This window comes from Sorangium sp. KYC3313, assembly GCF_052075895.1.
Classification (GTDB): Bacteria; Myxococcota_A; Polyangia; order Polyangiales; family Polyangiaceae; genus Sorangium; species Sorangium cellulosum_B.
Window position 1 is genome coordinate 10573526 of the sequence record NZ_CP197255.1, and the last position, 17599, is coordinate 10591124.

General features: G+C 72.4%; 11 protein-coding genes. All 11 read right to left on the reverse strand.

Going from position 1 to position 17599, the window contains the following annotated elements; all coding sequences use genetic code 11:
• Positions 1-60: 60 nt before the first annotated feature.
• The gene (locus tag ACSRUE_RS40205; protein ID WP_441288168.1) at positions 61-3240 is read right to left on the reverse strand and encodes an efflux RND transporter permease subunit; all 3180 of its coding nucleotides are present in this window, start codon (positions 3238-3240) and stop codon (positions 61-63) included.
• A gap of 92 nt (positions 3241-3332) precedes the next feature.
• Positions 3333-4505, reverse strand: coding sequence for an efflux RND transporter periplasmic adaptor subunit (locus ACSRUE_RS40210; protein WP_441288169.1), 1173 nt, complete (start codon positions 4503-4505; stop codon positions 3333-3335).
• Between the two features lie 566 nt (positions 4506-5071).
• Positions 5072-6670 (reverse strand): glycoside hydrolase family 57 protein, encoded by a 1599-nt coding sequence (locus tag ACSRUE_RS40215; RefSeq protein ID WP_441288170.1) that lies wholly within the window; start codon positions 6668-6670, stop codon positions 5072-5074.
• Positions 6671-6781: 111 nt separating this feature from the next.
• A complete protein-coding gene (gene hemC, locus ACSRUE_RS40220; protein WP_441288171.1) occupies positions 6782-7687 on the reverse strand; it encodes a hydroxymethylbilane synthase in 906 nt (301 codons plus the stop codon).
• Positions 7684-9273 (reverse strand): glutamyl-tRNA reductase, encoded by a 1590-nt coding sequence (gene hemA / locus ACSRUE_RS40225; RefSeq protein ID WP_441288172.1) that lies wholly within the window; start codon positions 9271-9273, stop codon positions 7684-7686. Before hemA ends, hemC begins: the two co-directional genes overlap by 4 nt.
• A 5-nt stretch (positions 9274-9278) precedes the next feature.
• The gene (locus ACSRUE_RS40230) at positions 9279-10190 is read right to left on the reverse strand and encodes a cytochrome C assembly family protein (protein ID WP_441288173.1); all 912 of its coding nucleotides are present in this window, start codon (positions 10188-10190) and stop codon (positions 9279-9281) included.
• A gap of 210 nt (positions 10191-10400) precedes the next feature.
• A complete protein-coding gene (locus ACSRUE_RS40235) occupies positions 10401-10802 on the reverse strand; it encodes a hypothetical protein (RefSeq protein ID WP_012234257.1) in 402 nt (133 codons plus the stop codon).
• Positions 10803-10957: 155 nt separating this feature from the next.
• Positions 10958-11776 carry a CDP-diacylglycerol--serine O-phosphatidyltransferase gene (gene pssA / locus ACSRUE_RS40240; RefSeq protein ID WP_441288174.1) on the reverse strand — a complete coding sequence of 273 codons (819 nt, stop codon included), beginning with the start codon at positions 11774-11776 and terminating at the stop codon, positions 10958-10960.
• Positions 11777-11942: 166 nt separating this feature from the next.
• Complete coding sequence (locus tag ACSRUE_RS40245) at positions 11943-15479, reverse strand: hypothetical protein (RefSeq protein ID WP_441288175.1); 3537 nt, start codon at positions 15477-15479, stop codon at positions 11943-11945.
• Entirely contained in the window at positions 15476-16648 is a 1173-nt protein-coding gene (locus tag ACSRUE_RS40250) for a hypothetical protein (protein WP_441288176.1), read from the reverse strand. The genes ACSRUE_RS40245 and ACSRUE_RS40250 overlap by 4 nt, the downstream gene beginning before the upstream one ends.
• 70 nt (positions 16649-16718) lie before the next feature.
• Complete coding sequence (locus tag ACSRUE_RS40255) at positions 16719-17396, reverse strand: hypothetical protein (RefSeq protein WP_441288177.1); 678 nt, start codon at positions 17394-17396, stop codon at positions 16719-16721.
• Positions 17397-17599: the final 203 nt, after the last annotated feature.

The window sequence follows — 17599 nt, forward strand, 5'->3', positions numbered from 1 at the left end:
CGCGGTGGCGAAGGGGCCGGGCGCGGCGCGCCGCGGCCCCGGAGCGCGGTCGGGGTGCTGCTAGTCGAGCTGCGCCGGCGCCGGCCGGCCCGCATCGTGCGCGACGGCGGTGCGCGCCGCGGCGCCGCGGTGCCCCGCCGCGACGACCCCATCCCCCGCCGGAGCGACGCCGTCCTCCCCCGCCCCGCGCGCCTCGCCCTGGTCGTCGCTGCCCCGCATGAAGGGCAGGATCCGCTTGAGCCACGAGGAGACGTCGTCGAACAGCGAGTAGGCGACCGGGGTCGCGAGCAGCGTCAGGAGGAGCGCCAGCGTCTGCCCGCCGATGATCACGAAGCCGGTCGCGCGGTTCGTGCCCGAGCCCGCGCCGCTCGAGACGACGAGCGGGATCATGCCGGCGACGAACGCGAGCGTGGTCATCAGGATCGGCCGGAGCCTGTCGCGGTTCGCCTCCAGGATGGCCTGCGCCCGCGGCAAGCCGTGCTCGCGCAGCTTGATCGTGTGATCGATCTGGAGGATCGAGTTCTTCTTCACGACGCCGAACAGCACGACGATGCCGAGCAGCGAGAAGATGTTGAGCGACTGCCGGAAGAGGATGACCGCGATGAACGCGAACGGCACCGTCAGCGGCAACGACAGCAGGATCGTGATCGGGTGCAGCCACGACTCGAACTGCGCCGCGAGCACGAGGTACATGAAGACCAGCGACAGGAGGAGGGCGACGAGGAAGCTCTTCATCATCTTGACGAGCTCCTTCGACGCGCCGACGGGGCCCGCGGAGTAGCCGGACGCGAGGTTCATCTCCGACACGGCTTTGTCGAGCTCCTGGATGACCGTCTGCTGCGAGTACCCCGCCTCGAGGTTGGCGGTCAGCATGACCTGCCGCTGGCGGTTGTACCGCTCGATGCGCGACGGGCCCGTCCCCTCGGAGAACGACACCACGTTGTCGAGCGTCACGGCGCCGAGCTTGGTCGACGGCACCGTGATCTTCGCGAGGCCTTCCTTGTCGGAGCGGAAGCTCGGCAGCGCGCGCGCGCGCACCTCGTACTGCTCCCCGCCTTCGTTGTAGGTCGACACCTTGTACCCGCCGACCAGGAGGCGCAGGGTGCTGGCGACGTCGCCGACCTGCACGCCGAGATCGGCGGCCTTCTTGCGGTCGATAACCACGCGGAGCTCCGGCTTGCCGACGAGCAGCGAGGTGTCCGGATCGACGACGCCCGGGATCGCCTTGAGCTTCTGCAGCAGCGCGTCGGAGTAGAGGCCGATCTTCTGGAGGTCGGGGCCCTGCACCTGGTAGGCGATCTGGGCGCTCTGACCGCCGGAGAAGGCGGGCACGACGCCGATGTTCGCCCGGAGCTTCTCCGCGTCGAACTGCGGCTTGAGCTCGCGACGAGCGCGATCGATGAGGTCCTGCTGCGACAGCGCGCGCTGATCCGCCGGCTTGAGCTTCACGTAGATGGTGGCGAGGTTCGGCGTCTTCTGCGGATCGTCGCCGATCGTCGTCAGCGTGTAGGACACGCCGGGGAGCTTCTCGATCTGCGACGCGATCCGCGTGGCGATGACGCGCGTGCCGTCGAGGCTCACGCCCTCGGGCGCGCGCATGCCGACCTGGAACTGCGACTCGTCCTCGATCGGGAGGAAGTTGAACTTGGCCATTCGCCCCAGCACCGGGATCGAGAACAGCGCCAGGAGCGAGGCGAGCACGATCACCCAGCGGTGCGCCATCGACCAGCGGAGGATCGCCATATAGCCGCGCTCGATCGGCCCGTAGAAGCGCGACTCCTTGGAGCTGGCGGCGTCGTGCTTCTCCGGCTTCTTCAGCCATCGCGCGGACAGCATGGGCGTCAGCGTGAAGCTCACGATCAGCGAGACCAGGATCGAGAACGCCATGGTGAGGCCGAACGAGTTCAGGAAGCGGCCGACGATGCCGCTCATGAACGCGACCGGGAGGAACACGGCGACCAGCGAGAGCGTCGTCGCGAGCACCGCGGGGCCGATCTCCTTCGTGCCCTGGAGCGCCGCCTCCCACGGCCTCGCGCCCTTCTCCTCGATCCAGCGGTAGCAGTTCTCGAGGACGACGATCGCGTCGTCGATCACGATGCCGACCGCGAGCGTCAGCGCGAGGAGCGTGATCCCGTTGAGCGTGAAGCCCGCCACCCTCATCAGGGCGAACGTGGAGATGATGCTCGTCGGGATGGCGATCGCCGAGATGAGCGTGCTGCGGGCGTTCGCGAGGAAGATCGCGACGATGATCGCGGCGAGCAGCGCGCCGAGCACGAGGTGCTCCTTGACGGCGTGGACCGAGTTCTTGATGAACTCCGACTGATCGCGGGCGACGGCGATGGTGTACCCCTCGGGGAGGCGCTTCTCCACCTCGCTGATCCGCGCCTTCAGCCCCTCGATGACCTCGACGGTGTTCGTCCCGCTCTGCTTGCGGATGCTGAGGAGCACGGCAGGATCGAGGCCGCGGAAGCCGGCGGACTCCGGCTCCGCCATGCCGTCCTGGACCTCCGCGACGTCGCCGAGCCGGACGGAGTAGCCGTCGCGGTTCGCGAGCACGATGTCCGCCATCTGCTGGACCGACTGCACGCGGCCGCGCGTCCGCAGGGTGAGCGCCCTGCCCCCTTGCTCGATCCGGCCGGCCGGGATCTCGACGTTCTGGCTCGCCAGCGCCTGGGCCACCACGCCGCCGGTCAGGGCGTACTTCTCGAGCTTCTCCGGATCGATCCAGATGTTGATCTGCCGGCTCCGGCCGCCGATGAGCAGCACCTGTCCGACGCCGGCGAGCGACTCCAGCTCGCGCCGGAGCGTCTTGTCGGCGAACTCCGTCACCGCGCGGACGTCCGCCTTCGGAGACGAGACGGCGAGCGTGAGGATCGGCGCGGCGTCCGGATCCAGCTTGCCGACCACCGGCGGGTCGATCCCTTCCGGCAGATCCGCGAGGATGCCTTCGACCTTGTCGCGCACCTCCTGCGCGGCGACGTCGACGTCCTTCTCGAGCTGGAAGGAGATCATGACCTGGCTGAGCCCCTCGACCGAGGCCGAGCGCAGCTCGTCGATGCCGCTGATCGTGTTGACCGCCGACTCGATCTTGTCGGAGAGCTCCGTCTCGACCTCCTCGGGCGCGGCGCCGGGGAGGACGGTCGTCACGACGATGAACGGGAACTCGACCTTGGGAAACCGGTCCACGCCGAGGCCGAAGTAGGAGAACGCCCCGAGCACCGTCAGGAGCAGGACGATCACCGAGGCGAAAACCGGCCTACGGATGCAGATTGCCGCGAGCCATTGCATGGTCGCTACCTTTCTTCAGTAATGAGGCGCGCGGTGCGCTCGGCTCACTGCGCCGCCGCGACCTCGATGCCGTCCGCCAGCTCGCTCACCTTGTCGATCGCGACGTCCTCCCCCTCGGCGAGGGGACCGACGACCTCGATGAGGCCTTCGATCTTGCGGCCGGGCTTGACGAGCCGCTCCGTCACGCGATCGCCCGACTTCACGAACACGCGCGCGCTCGTCCCGGAGGTGCCGACCGCCGACTCGGGGACGAAGATCGCCGTTCTTGACTCGCCGGTCAGCGTCAGCTGCCCCTGCGCGAAGAGGCCGGGGCGGAGCTTGCCCTCGCTGTTGTCGAACTCGGCCTCCACGGGCAGGGTGCGCGACGTGGCCTTCAGGCTCGCGCCGATCCGCTTCACGACGCCCGGGAACAGGCGATCGGGGAAGGCGGCGACCGAGACGCTGACCGGCTTGCCCACCTCGATGTGCGCGATGTCCGCCTCGGGCACGTCGATGCGCAGCCGCAGCGGGTTGTCGCGGACCACGACCGCCACGACGCGGCCCGGGCTGGCGTACTCGCCGACGCTGATCCGCTTCTCGGCGATCGCGCCGTCGAAGGGCGCCCGCACCGTCGTGTCGGACACCGCCTTCGAGGCGAGCCCCGCCTGCGCCTGCGCGGACGTGAGCGCCGCGACGGTCGCGCGGATGCCGTTGACCGCGGCCTCGTACTGCGCGGTCGCGTTCTGGGCCTGCGTGCGCGCCGCGTCCCAGGTCGACTGGGGGACGGCGCCCTGGTCGTAGAGCTGCTTCACGCGCTCGGCCTCGGACTTCGCGAGCTCCATGCTCTGCTTCGCGGCCCGGACCTCCGGCACCTGGTCGGGATCGATGCCCTTCGGCGACGCGCCGTCCTGCAGCGCGAGCTTGGCCCGCGCCTGCGCGACGGCCGCGGACGCGGCCTGCGACTGGAGCGCGACGTTGCGCGCGTCGAGCACGACGAGCGGATCGCCCTTCTTGACCCGTGAGCCCACGTCGACCGCGACGCTCACGACCAAGCCGCCGATCTGCGTCGCCGCCTCGCTCGTCTCGTCGGCGACCAGGGTGCCGCTGATGTCCAGCGTCTGCGCGAGCGGGCGCGCGGTCACCTTCCCGAAGTGCACCGCGGGCTTCTGGCGTGGCGCGGCGGTGTCGCGCGCCGGCGACGGCTGCGCGTCCGCCTCGGGGCGGCGACACCCGGTCAACGTGGGCGCCGCGAGCGCAGCGAGCAGCGCCGCGACGACGGCGGCGCGGGAGTGATTCGATGTGGCGCTACGAGCGCCGAGAGCCCATCGAGCGAAACGGCGCTCGGGTCCGCAAGGAGGATGTGTCATGGGGAGTCCGACCGGTTCTTTGCCAGCGCCTGCCGGTGCGGTCCAGGAGCAAAGCTGGCGGGCAACACACTAGGGCGCTGACCGGCCGGTCATCAAGGGGGTGTTCGGGACAAGGTCTCCGTCCCTCTCGCACTTCATGCCGCGATGACCGCGAAAAAACGTGCTGGGACATGGGCGCCGGGTCGCGCGGCCGGCGACCGGCGATGAAACGGGCGGGTGAATCGCGGGTCACCTTCCCGAAAAGAAGCGCCGAGGGCACCGCCGCGGGGCGCACACGCCCTCCCGCGGAGTCGACCACCGCGACGCGGAGGGTAGGCGACCATGTGAAATATCGTCGTAGAAATTTTTAACTTAATTTAATACTCCGTTGCCGGAAATTGATCTGCCCCCCTGGAGCACGGGAGATCCGGAGGCGAGGGGCGCGGACGAACGCCGGCTCAGCGCCACGGGTCGAAGGCGCCTCGGAGCGCAGGGCCCGAGAGCTCGACGAGGAACGGGTCGAGCGCGCACAGCGCATCGAGCCACGCCACGTCCGAGGGCGAAGCCGTGGGTTGCTGGGCCAGGGACGCGAGGCGGCGGGCGCGGGTCGCGTGGGCGTGGGCGCGCGCCTCTGCATAGGAAGCCATCTCCCCGGCCGACATCATGAAGGCCCAGTCGCTCGATTGAAGGAGGAGGAGCTCGCGGATCGCCTGGTCCAGCGCGCGGCCGGGCAGGCCGCCCGCGTGGCGGCGACTCGAGAGCGCGCCCAGCACGGCGCGCTCGGCGTGGTGCGCGTGGCGCCACAGGAAGGACGCGCTCGGGCCCGTCCAGAATGCGCCGAACCCGCCTTCGCCCCACGTCGAGGCGGCAGGCTCCACGACCTCGACGGGCGGATGGCGCTCCAGGTACGCGCCGAGCGCGATCGGAACGGCGCGATCCGAGGCCGCGAGGCGGCGCAAGGCGTGCTCGAGGAACTCGGGCCCTTCGAGCCACCAGTGGCCAAAGAGCTCGGCGTCGTAGGGGGCCACCAGGATGGGCGGGGCGCTCACGCCGCGGATCGACGCGAGCGCGGCCTCGCGGCGGGCCACGAAGTCCGCGGCGTGCGCGCGCGCCTGCGCGGCGGCGCGGGCCGGGTCGTACGGGGCCTTGTCGGGGCCGGGCCCGGTCACGCGATGGAGCTTGAGGCCGGTCATGAGCCGGGTGCCGTCGGGACCGACCTCCCCTTCGAGCTCGCGCTCGGGCAGGTCGAGCCCGACGTCGCGGTAGAACTCGCGGTAAACCGGGTGACCCGGATAGCCGGCGTCGCGCGACCAGACCTCGCGCGCGCTGTCGCGATCGCGCCCGAAGCACGCGAGGCCGGCAGGCGAGAGCACCGGGACGGACGCGCCGGCGGACGCGGGCGGCGCGGCGAGCGTGAGCGCGTGGGCGTCGAGGACGGTGAAGCGGACGCCCGCCGCCGCGAGATCGGCGTCGAGGCCGGGCGCGTAAGCGCACTCGGGCAGCCAGAGGCCGCGAGGCTCGGGCGCGCCGGTGAAGGCGGTGAAGGCGCGGCGGCCGAGCCGCAGCTGCGCCCGGATCGACGCCGGCGTGGCGAGCAGCCCGGGCAGGTACGCGTGCGTCGCGGCCGTGGTGAGCAGCTCGACGCGGCCCGCCCCGGCGTGGCGCACCAGGGCGCCCGGGACATCGCCGCCGAGCGCCTCCCACGAGCTCGCCGCGTCCGCGAGCCGCGCGCGGTAGAACGCGGCGGCCTCCGCGAAGCCGCTCCCGGCGAAGCGGGCTTCGACCCGGGCCACCAGCGCGGTGAGCCGGCGGAGGTGGTCCTCGAACCGGCGAAGGAGCAGCTCGTCGCGCAGCATCGCGAGGAGCGACGGCGAGACGGAGAGGGTCAGCGGGGCGACGACGCGGTCGGCGGCGAGGCGATCGAGGACCCCGAGCAGGGGGAGATAACACTCCCAGAGCGCCTCGAAGAGCCAGCGCTCCTCCAGGGAGCGGACGTGCTCGGGGTGACGCACGTACGGCAGGTGAGCGTGGAGGACGAGGGCGACGTAGCCCGGCATGGAGCGCTGGGGGCGGGAAACCGCCGTTCATCCCGGCGTGGTACGGAGAGCCCTTGTCGATTCCATTCTAGATGTTCTGGACGTGGCAGCCTTCCAGTCGAGTTACCCGCCTCAACCCTTCTTGAGCTCCGCCCCGAGGTCCGCCCCGAGGCGCTCGGCTTCACGCGTGTTTCCGGGCCACGACAGGCGCCTTTCCGCCCTTCGCAGCCGGGAGCCGTCGGGCTCGGCGAGGAGCGCCCGAAGCCACAGCGCGCCGCCGTCCCGCACCGCATAGGCGGCCACCGGCGTCCGGCAACTGCCTTCCACCGCGGCCATCACGGCTCGCTCGGCAGAGACGCAGATCGTGATCTCGGCGTCCGCGAGCGTCCCGAGGACGCCACGCACGCTGTCGTCCGCCGTGCGGCACTCGATGCCGAGCGCGCCCTGTCCGATTGCGGGCAACGACACCTCGGGCGACAGCACCTCCGTGGCGCGGCCTTCGAGGCCGAGCCGCTTCAGGCCGGCGAGCGCCAGCACCACGGCGTCGAACACGCCGTCGAACACCTTGCGGAGCCGGGTGTCGACGTTGCCACGGACCGGCTCGATCACGAGATCCGGGCGCGCCTCGCGCAGCGCGACCGCCCGGCGGAGGCTCGAGGTCCCGACCCGGGCGCCCGCCGGCAGCTCCGCGAGCAAGGCGCCGCTCCGGGTGACGAGCGCGTCGCGAGGGTCCTCCCGCGCGGGGATGCAGGCGAGGCACAGCGCCGGGGCGATCTCGGCGGGGACGTCCTTGATCGAGTGGACCGCGAAGTCGGCGCGCCGGTCCAGGAGCGCCTCCTCGAGCTCCTTGATGAACAGCCCTTTGCCGCCGATGTCCTGGAGCGAGCGATCCTGCGTCTTGTCGCCCGAGGTCACCACCTCGAGCTCGCGCAGGGAGAGATCGGGCACCGCCGCTTCGAGGGAACGAGCGAAGGCGCGGGACTGGGCGAGGGCGAGCGCCGAGCGGCGCGTGGCGAGGGTGAGCTCCGTGGGCATCACGCTCCCTTTAGCCCAGCTGCGCTCACGACCGCGGCTGGATTCGCGACGGCCATGACGCCCGCCTCGGCGGGGCGCCCGCTGGGCTGCCGCGCGTAAACGCCGTTGTCCTCTGCAGCCTGGGGGCGCGGCTCGACGTGCCGGGGCGAGGCGCCGCCTCGATTGCCGGAGGCGGGAGGCGCCGCCCCGCGGGCGGAGCGAGGCGTGGGAGGCCCGTCCACCGCGCCGCGCAGCTCCCCCTCGGCGAGCGCCGAGGCGGCAGCGCTTTCGGACGGCGCGCCGTCGATGTCGAACAGCTCCCGGAGCGAGTCGACGTGCTCGGCGACGCGGGGATCGCTGGCCATCGCGCGGAGCCGGGTGGTGGGCACGTGGAGCAGCTTGTTCGTGGCGGCGTCGATCATCATCGCGAGGGCCTGGCGCTCGGCCACGCCGAGGTGCCGGAGCTTGCCAGAGAGGCTGCGCTCGACCTCGGCCACGAGGATGGATCGCGTGCGGGACCGCAGGCCGACGATCGTGGGCGTCAGGGCGCGCTCGAGCGTCCACGCCTCGAAGGCCTGCGCCTCGTCCGCGACGATCGCCTCGGCCCGCGCCGCCTCGGCGGCGCGCCCCTGGACGGACTCCGCCACGATCTGCGAGAGGTCGTCGACATCGTAGAGGTACACGCTGTCGAGCTTGTTGACGGCGGGGTCGATGTCACGCGGGACCGCGATGTCGATGAGAAACAGGCTCCTGCCCTTCCTGGCCTTGCGGGCTCGGCGGACGAGGTCGGGCGTGACCACGTAATTGGGGCTCGAGGTCGACGAGATCACGATGTCGGCGTCGATGACGGAGCGCTCGAGGTCGGCCCAGGGGCGAGGCTCGCCGCCGACATCGCGGGCGAGCGCGGCGGCGCGGTCCGGGCTCCGGTTGACCACGATGAGGCGGGTGCCGGCGCGGACGAGGAGCTTCGAGGCGGCCTCGGCCATGTCGCCGGCGCCGATGAGCAGCGCTGTGTGACCGGCGAGATCCGCGAAGATCTGGCGGGCGAGGTCGATGGCGACGCTGGAGACCGAGACCTGCCCGGCGCCTATCGCCGTCTCCGTGCGCACCCGCTTGCCGACCTTGATGGCGCGGTGGGCCGCGCGGCCGAGCCTCGCGCCGAGGGTCTTCGCCCCGCGGGCCACCTCGATGGCCTCCTTCATCTGTCCGAGGATCTGCGGCTCGCCGACGACCATCGAGTCGAGCGACGCGGCGACGCGGAAGAGGTGGAGGACGGCATCGCTCCCGACGCGGCCCGCGAGGTGGCCCCGGACGGCGTCTCCGCCGAGGCCGACGAGGGTCGCGACGGCGGCGCGCAGCGCCTCGTCCTCGCGCGAGAGCGCCTCGTCCGACGGCGGCGGAGCGCTGCCGGGGCGGTACAGCGCGGGCGCCTGCTGCCGGGGTGAGGCGTAGATCTCGACGCGGTTGCAGGTGGAGAGGACGAGCGCCTCGCCGATGGCAGGGTGGGCCGTGAGGCGCGCGAGGACCTCGGGCAGCCGATCCCGCCCGATCGCGAGCCGCTCGCGCACGTCGATGGGCGCGGTCTTGTGGGAGAGCCCGACGAAGATCACCTGCGCTAGCCTCCGAGCCCCGCGGCGGGACGGACGAGATAGATGATGAGCACCGCCCCGGCGCAGGCGAGCCCCGCGATGGTGCCGTACGCCGCGCGGCGGCCGCGCCAGCCAGCGGCGGCGCGCAAGAGCAGCACGAGCGCGATGAGGAGCCATGTGGCGTAGCCGAAGATGGCGCGCATCACCTCCTCGGCGTTGCCCATCTCGAGCTGGTGCGCCCAGTACGTCCCCGTGACGATGCCGAGCGTCAGCAAGGGGAAGCCGGCGGTCAGGAAGCGATGGACGGCGCGGTCGAGCGTGTCGAGCGCCGGGAGGTTGCCCATACGCTCGAGATGCCGCTTCCGCTTGAGCCGCTTCTCCTGGACGAGGTAGAGCGCGGCAGAGGCGCCGGCGAGCAGAAAGAGGGCGATCCCGAGCAGGTTCGCCATGACGTGCGCCGCGATGAACAGCGGGCTGAGCTTCGGCTCGGGGTGTGGCTTTCCGAGGAAGAACGTTCCGAGCAGGAAGGCGAGCCCGAGCGGCCCGATGAGGAGCCCGAGCGCGTCGATGCGAAAGCGATGGCGGGCGACGAGGTAAACGGCGATCGCGAGGAGGGACGCGACCGAGAGCATGAAATGAACGGAGTGCACCGGGCAGACCCGCGCGACGAAGCTGGCGAGCGTGACGTAGGTCGCGTGCCCGAGGGCGCCCAGGCCGAGCAGCAAGGGCGCGTGCCGCGAGGCGGACGCGGCGACCCCGGCGCTCGGCCGAGCGCCGGGGTCGTGGACGCGCGCCCCCGCGCCGAAGAGGCCCCCGAGGTCGCCCGCGGAGGGGAGCCGGGCGCGGCTGCGGGCGACGTCGAGGAAAAAGAGCGCGCTGGCAGCGCTGTAGAACAGCAGGGCGAGCGCGAAGCTGATCCCGGAGATGACCTCGGGCATGGCCCCGTTATAGCCTGCCTCACCGGGGATGGCCCGCCGGCCGCAGAGGCGGGAGCGTACTCTCGTAGGCCGAGGCCTGACAGCGCGGATGCGCCGGGAGAGGCGGGCGCGAGAGACCGTGTCGGCAGCGCCTCGCCGCCGCGGGTGTGGCGCGCCGGCGGGGGCGTCGAAGCAGCCGGGCGCGGCGCCCAAGCAACCGGGCGCGGCGCGCTACATCTTGCTGGTGAGGAACGCGGCCAGGAGCTCTTCGTCGCTCGTCGGGCTGCTGCTGGTCGCGGTCCCCGCCGGGGCGGCCTTGCGGTGCTCGGCGAACGTGCCCACCGGGGCGCCGATGAACCCCGGGATCACGTCGTAGGCGTTGTCGCCGATGATCATGGACCCCTCGAGGATCTCCGCCCCGAGCTCCCGCAGGAACGCCCGCGTCTTGACCCTGCCGAGGACCTCGTGGATGTCCGCCGAGCCTGTCACCTCGCGGAGCACGCGGATCGCCTCGATGATCTTGTAGCGGCGGCCCTCGGTCTTGATCAGAAGCTCGTCGTTGTTCAGATCGACGCGGTCGCTCGCGATCCAGTCGTCGAGCGCGGCCTGCGGAAAGAACACGCGGTTCTTCATCGCACGCAGTCTACTCAAAAATGAGCCGGAGCGGTTGGGTCGCGATGCCGGGGGGTGAGCCCGAGCCGACGCACCCCAGGCCGCAGGCGCCCCAGGCCGCAGGCGCCCCAGGCCGCAGGCGCCCCAGGCCGCAGGCGCCTCAGGCCGCAGGCGCCTCAGGCCGCAGGGGGCACCGGGGGCGGAGGCACCGAGTCCCGACGCAGGCCGCGGAGCCGCGCAGGCAGGTGCCAGAGCGACTCGAAGATCCCGAGCAGCACGTAGAAGCCGAGCAACCACACGAGCACGAACGCGGGCTGAAGCTGCGTCGAGATCACCGCGCTCGACCCGACAGCGAACGCCACGAAGAGCACCGTCCGGACGTTGAGCCGGAGATCCTTGAAAGAGCGGAACCGGATGGTCGAGACCATCAGCAGCGACAGGAGCGTCGTGGTGGCGAGGATCGCCGACGCGTAGCGCTCGCCGCCGATCTCGCCGGCGGCCGCGTGGTTCGCGACCACGATCGAGACGAGGATGCCCGCCGCGCCCGGGATGGGGAGGCCGACGATGTACTTCGAAGGCTTCGTGGGCTTGCCCGCCTCCCCCATGGAGAGGACGTTGAAGCGCGCCAGCCGGACCGCGCCGCAGGCCGTGAAGATGAACGACACGAGCAGCCCCGCGAGATCGAAGCGGTGCAGCGTCCACTGATACACGAGCATCGACGGCGCCACGCCGAACGAGACGATATCGGCCAGCGAGTCGATCTGCAGGCCGAAGGCGCTCTGGGTCTTCGTCATCCGCGCGACACGCCCGTCGAGGGTGTCGAAGAACATCGCGAAGACGATCAGCAGCGCGGCGCGGTAGAAATCATCTTCCGAGTGCGCGGTCGCGGAGCGCCGGATCGAGTCGAAGCCACAGAAGATCGATGAGAGGGTGATCAGGTTCGGAAGCAGGAACAGCGTCTTCCTGAGCTCGAACCGCCGTCGCTTCCGGATCATGCCGCCTCCCGTTTAGGCAGGCCAGGCTATCGCCGCAGGGACCGCGAACGCAAGCGCCGAAGCGCACACGCGAGTCGCTAGAAGGTTACCGCGAGCCAGGATCCGGGATCGTTTCATCTCACCGTCAGCTTCGTTTCATTCGTCGTTTTTGCTTTTCCTCCGTCGCTCAACGCGCGGGCTGCGCCATGCCAGGCTCACTCCATACCGCCTCCGGGACCTCCGCGCCGGGCGCGAAGCGGCACACCATCGGGCGGAGCTCGACGGCCGGGCCGCTCGATCCGCCCACAGCGACCGCCGGGCCCGCCGCGGCCCGGAACAACCACGCCTGGGCGAGATCGCCGGGGATGATCGCAGTGCGGGGCGCCCGCCCGATCGCTCGCGCCTCCCAGCCCGCAACACACGGCGCGGCAGGCGTACCGTGGAGCACCGTGGTGGAGGTCAGGAGCACCGTGACCTCGGGCGGGCTGGAGGGACCAGCGGCGTCCACGACGAGCACGGGGTGGCGTGTGCCCGGGAACAAGGCCGTGCTGCCGAGGAAGAGCGGCGCCTCCTGGCGCGCGGTCGCCGCGCGTTCGGCGGCAGAGCACGGGCGCGGCGCGTCTCCGAGGTCGAACGGCGTCGGCAGCGGCTGAGCGGGGCCGAGCGTGCCATCCCCGCGGAACGGCTGGAAGATCGACCACGCCGCCGCGTGCCCGGGGTGGGCGACCAGCGTCGCCACGCCGATCGACCGTCCAGCGTAGGTCCAGTCGGTGTGCACGATCCGATCGCGGTCCGCCGGCGGAGCGACCGAGACGGCGTCGATCGCCCACGCGGCGCCCAGGCCCGGCGCGGCGGACGCGCCGGCGGGAGGCGCCGGGCGGTGGGCGAGCAGCATCCCGATCATCGGGCCGTTCGACGCCTGCCGGACCATCCCCACGCCGACGGGCTGGCCGTCCGCCAGGACCGCATCGGCGCGCACGTCGAGGCTGCCGTGAAGGCCCGACGCGGGCCAGGACGGGAAATCGAAGCGCTGGAGCTTCCCCGGCGGCTCGTAGAAGAACGTGAGCGCCGAGTGAGCGCTGCCGGAGTGCGGCCTGATGAAGAGCCCGCGCAGCGAGACCGACAGGAGCGCGGGATCGAAGAAGTCGTCGGGGGGCGGCGCGCGGCGCGAGGCCGCGCCTCCCGGGCCGGCCTGCGGCCGGGCGCCCGCGCGCGGCTTTCGCGCGGCGTCGGGGACGACCTTCACGTCGCCGAGCTCGAACGGGCCGGCGTCGGGGATCGTGCCGCGGCCCGAGGTGCCATCCATCCAGTTCTCCCAGGCGACCTCGACGTTGCGCATCGGGGCCCCCGGCGCCGCCGCGCCGCCCGGGATCCGCAGGCGCGCCACGGCGTAGCCCTCCATCTGGAAGGTGACGTTGGTCGCGACCCGCGCTCGCCCGAGCCCCGCCGGCACCGCGGGCAGCAGCGATCGCGTGACGACCCGCGCCTCCCCGGCGCCGGACTCGGGGAGCATCGCGGAGACGACGTCGACGGCGCCGCTCGGGGCGCGCGTGAGCAACGACCACACCGACCGGCCGCGCAAGAGCTCGTCGCCGTCGGGCAGGCCGAGGCCGCTCGAGTCGACATGGTCGACGCGCGTCCACTTCGAGGACGGCAGCGTCTCGCAGAGGATGGGCGTGCGCGCGGACGGCTGCGCGCGCGGGGCCGGCTCCGGCGCGCGCGGCAGCGCGCCGCCGGCCTGGCCGCCCCAGCCGACGCGGGTCGCCACGTCGCCGAAGAGGCAGCCGCTCCCGCCGCACGCGATGGTGAGCTGGGCCTGGGAGGCCTCGCGCGAGAGCGCCGGCATCTCCGGGAGCTCCGCCCAGCTCACGCCGCCGTCGAGCGACTCCCAGAGCGCCGCGGCGTCATCGCCGCTGTCTCGCGCGCCCGGCGCGAGCGCGAGCACGCGCCGCCCGAAGCCGGCGAGCGCCGTGCTCTCCGCCGGCGGGGTCGTCGCCGTGAGCACCCGGCCGTCCTCGTCGGCGGTCAGGTACGTGAGCGAGCCGCGCTCCGAGAGCAGCAGGCCGACGGCGCCGTCTTCCGCCGGGCGCAGCGCGCTCTCCTCGACGACGTCGAACCCCTCCGGCGAGGGACCGTCGCCCGGCCCGCCTTCCTCGTCCTCGTCCTCGGCGCCGTCAGCCTGCGGGGCGGGCAGCGCGGCGGTCACGTCGAGCGGCCGCGGCGCGAAGGTCTCGCCCCCGTCGTGCGAGACGAACAGCGCGAGGCGGTCGTCCTTGCCGCGGAAGCCGAGGAAATACGCGGAGCGCCCGTCCGCCGAGAACGCGGGCAGCACGGCGGGCGTGCCGAGCGTGGGGGCCGCCGCGAGGGCGACCGCGGCGCGATCCTCGTCGTGGGCGCCGTCGTGGGACAGGAGGAGCGGCGCGGTCAGCTTGCAGCTGTCCGCGCCGCCGCTCGGCTTGCAGACGCCGGTCAGGAGCGCCGCGCCGTCGGGCGCCACCGCGACGCCGACCTGGTCGATGTCGGGCGTCTCCAGCGTGGCGGCCGGCGACCACGCGCCGCCGCCGTCGTCGCTGCGGAGCACCCGCGCGACGACGCGATCGCCGTCCGGCTCGGCGCACACCGCGACGACGCGCCGGCCGTTCGCGCCGAGCTTGATGCTCCCGCAGTCGCCCGTGCCCGGAATGGCCGCCTCCTTGAGCGGCCCCTCGATGGGGCCGCTCGCGAGGAGCCACGGCGCGCCGGCGTCTTCCGGGCGGACCGCCTCGACGTAGCGATCGCCGCTCATCGCGGCCCGTCCAACCGACACGGCGGAGGCGGACGGGGCGCGCGGGGTCGTCACGTCGAGCTCGACGTCGGCCGGCGGGAGCGTCGCCGCGCTGCGGGAGAACGCGGGCGTGCGCCGAGGATCCCAGGTCGCCGACGCGAGGAGCCCCTCGGCGAGGAGCTCGCCCCCGAGGGCGCCGACCCGCGAGAGGCCCATCGTCGGGAGCGGCGCGCGCGACCAGGTGCCCCCGCCGTCCTCGCTGGCGAACAGCGCCTCCGGCAGCGCGAGCACGAGCGCGCGGCCGCCGTCGGCCATGGCGACACCGAAGGCGCGCAGCGGGGCCCCGCCCTGCCCCGCGGCGCCGTCGAGCAGCACCGGCTTCCAGCCGAGCTCCTCGCGCCACCGGAGCACCCCGCCGCCCCGGGTCACCCCGATCAGCGAGCCGCCGGCGCCCGCGACCTGCTGGAGCGGCTCGGGCGGAGAGAGCGCCCGCGTGAGCTGGCCGAGCGGCGAGGAGGCCTCGTAGATCGCGCCGCTCGCGCCGACGAACATCCAGGAGGCCGGCGAGCGCCGCACGATCGCGGTGAGCTCCTCGGGCGCAGGCGAGGCGCTCGTCCTGCCCTGGCCGGCGCAGCGCGCGGCCTGCGCGGCGGGCCCGGCGGCGCTCGGCGGCGGCGCGGACGTCCGTGGATCGGGCGTCACCGTCCATCGCTGCCCTCCCTGGGCGACGACGACGCAGCCGGCGCCGGCGAACGGCGCCCACGCGACCGCCGCGTCGGGCGCCGCTGGATGGTAGCTCCAGCGCGCGGGCGAGGTGTAGGCCGCGCCCGCGACGTCCGCCGCCGGGAGGGTGGCCTCGGCGGGGCGGGGCGGCTGCGCCGGGGCGCCCGAGCAGCCCGCGAGCGCGCACGCCGACGCGAGCGCGATCGGCGCGCGGGTCCGCGACGGCGGCGCGGTCATTCGACCCAGCGGGCGACGAACAGGTTGGTCTCGCCAGGCTTCGCGCCGTACCGGTTCGAGGCGAAGACGACGTGCTCGCCGGTCGGAGAGAACATCGGGAAGCTGTCGAAGCCCTCGTAGAAGGTCACGCGCTCGACGGGCGGCACGCCGTCCGCCGCCAGGGGCGCGTCGGAGTCGACGAGGTAGAGGTCGAAGTTGGGCATGCCGCGGGCGCCCAGCGGGGTGCTGAAATCGGAGGCGAAGAGGATCCGCCGCGAGTCCGGGAGGAAGTAGGGCGCGAAGTTGGCGCGGCCGTTTTTCGTCACCGGGCGCGGGTTCTGCCCGTCGGCGCCCGCGACGAAGATCTCGAGCGCGCTGGGGCGCACGAGCCCCTTGGCGAGCAACGCGCGGTAGTCGTCGAGCGCCGGTCCGGTGGGGCGGCTCGCCCGCCAGACCAGCCTGGTCGCGTCGGGGGAGAAGAAGGCGCCGCCGTCGTAGCCGGGCGTGCTCGTGATGCGCTTGACGTCCGAGCCGTCGAGCTTCGCCGTGTAAAGGTCGATGTCCCCGTCGCGCGTGCTCGTGAACACGAGGCGCGAGCCGTCGAACGCGACGGTCGCCTCGGCGTCGTAGCCCTTGCCCTGGATGAGGGGGCGGAGCTCCGAGCCGTCGGCGTTCGCGGTGTAGATGTCGAACTCGTCGAGCGGCCAGACGTACCCTTGCGCGTGGTCGGGCTTCGGGGGGCACGCCTCGCCGGCGGCGTGCGTGGAGGCGAAGAGGACGCGCGCCTGGGCTGGGGCCGCGGGCGCGGGGAAGAGGAAGTAGCCGCAGGTGGTCTTGCCCTGGCCGTTCGAGACCCGGCGGACCTCGCCGCTCTCCAGGTCCATGATGTACTGCTGGTCGCACTTGTTCTCGTCGCGGGTCGACTGGAACACGAGCTTCCTGCCGTCGGGCGACCAGTAGGCCTCGGCGTTCTCGCCGCCGAAGGTGAGCTGCCGGAGCTCGGCGAAGTGCTTCTCGCGCGGATCGGCGGCGACGCTCTTGCCGGCGCGGATGCGGAAGGGAAGCCACTCTGGCTTCGCCGTGGTCGTCGCCTCCGGGATCTGACCGAGCGGCTCCTTCGGTCGGGGCTCCGAGGAGGCGCAGGCGGCGAGCAGCAGGCAGGCGAGCGGGGCGGGCAGCCTTCGTTTCATGGCGGCGCGACCATAGTACGAAAGCGGCGAGCCGTCGCGGGGAGGCGCACGCGACGGAAACCCGGCCCCGCTACTCCCGGAAGACGGTCACCGTCGTCGGCGTCGTATGGCCACCACCAACGCAGTTCGGGAAGCTGCCGTCCGACGTCGGAGCGCCGCAGATGTCGTCGCAGTCGCCGAGGACGTCGACGATGCAGCCCTGCGTGTCGACGCCTGTCCCGCCGCACACGCGGCTGATGAGCGTCGAGCCGGGCGACTTGCACGCGAACCGGCGCTGCTCCGGCGCGAAGAGGTCGCCGAAATAGGCCGCCTCCCGCCGAGGGAAGGCCTCCTGCTCCGCTTGATCCGAGTCAAGGGCCTTGTGCTTGCCACGCATCGAGAGGGGCACGCTCTCCCCGACATGGTTGATCCTGGCCAGCATGCAGGCGGAGAGCCAACCCTGACAGCGGGCGTTGCACTGACCATGAGCTCGGCCCCACTCGGGGGAAAGACCGATGCTCCCCCCGAAGGTATAGGTCTCGCCGTCCAGCGAGACCTGCACGGATTGCCCCTCCGGGAGCGCGCAGCTCGCCACGTACGTCAAGAACTCGCGCGCCAGAGGATCGCGCAGCGCCCTCATGACATCGCTGCTGCTCGCGACTGCGTCGCTCGTCAGCGGGTTGCCCGTGAGCGCTTCCGTAGCAAGCGGGTCTGTCGCGAACGCACTCTCCACGAGCGCTTCCTTCGTGAACGCATTCCGCGTCACCATCTCTTGCTCCGCCGTGCCGCCGGCTGCCTCCAGGGGGTCAGCCTCGCCGCTACAGGCCGGGAGACCGACGCACGACAGGCCCAGGAACGAGATTGCGAGTTTGAAACGATGCTGCATAGCCCCCTCCTCACAAATGAAACACGCATCAGGAGTTTCCTCAACGACTTTTCCGGAGGAACCCTAAAATTCCGCGCCTGCGGTGA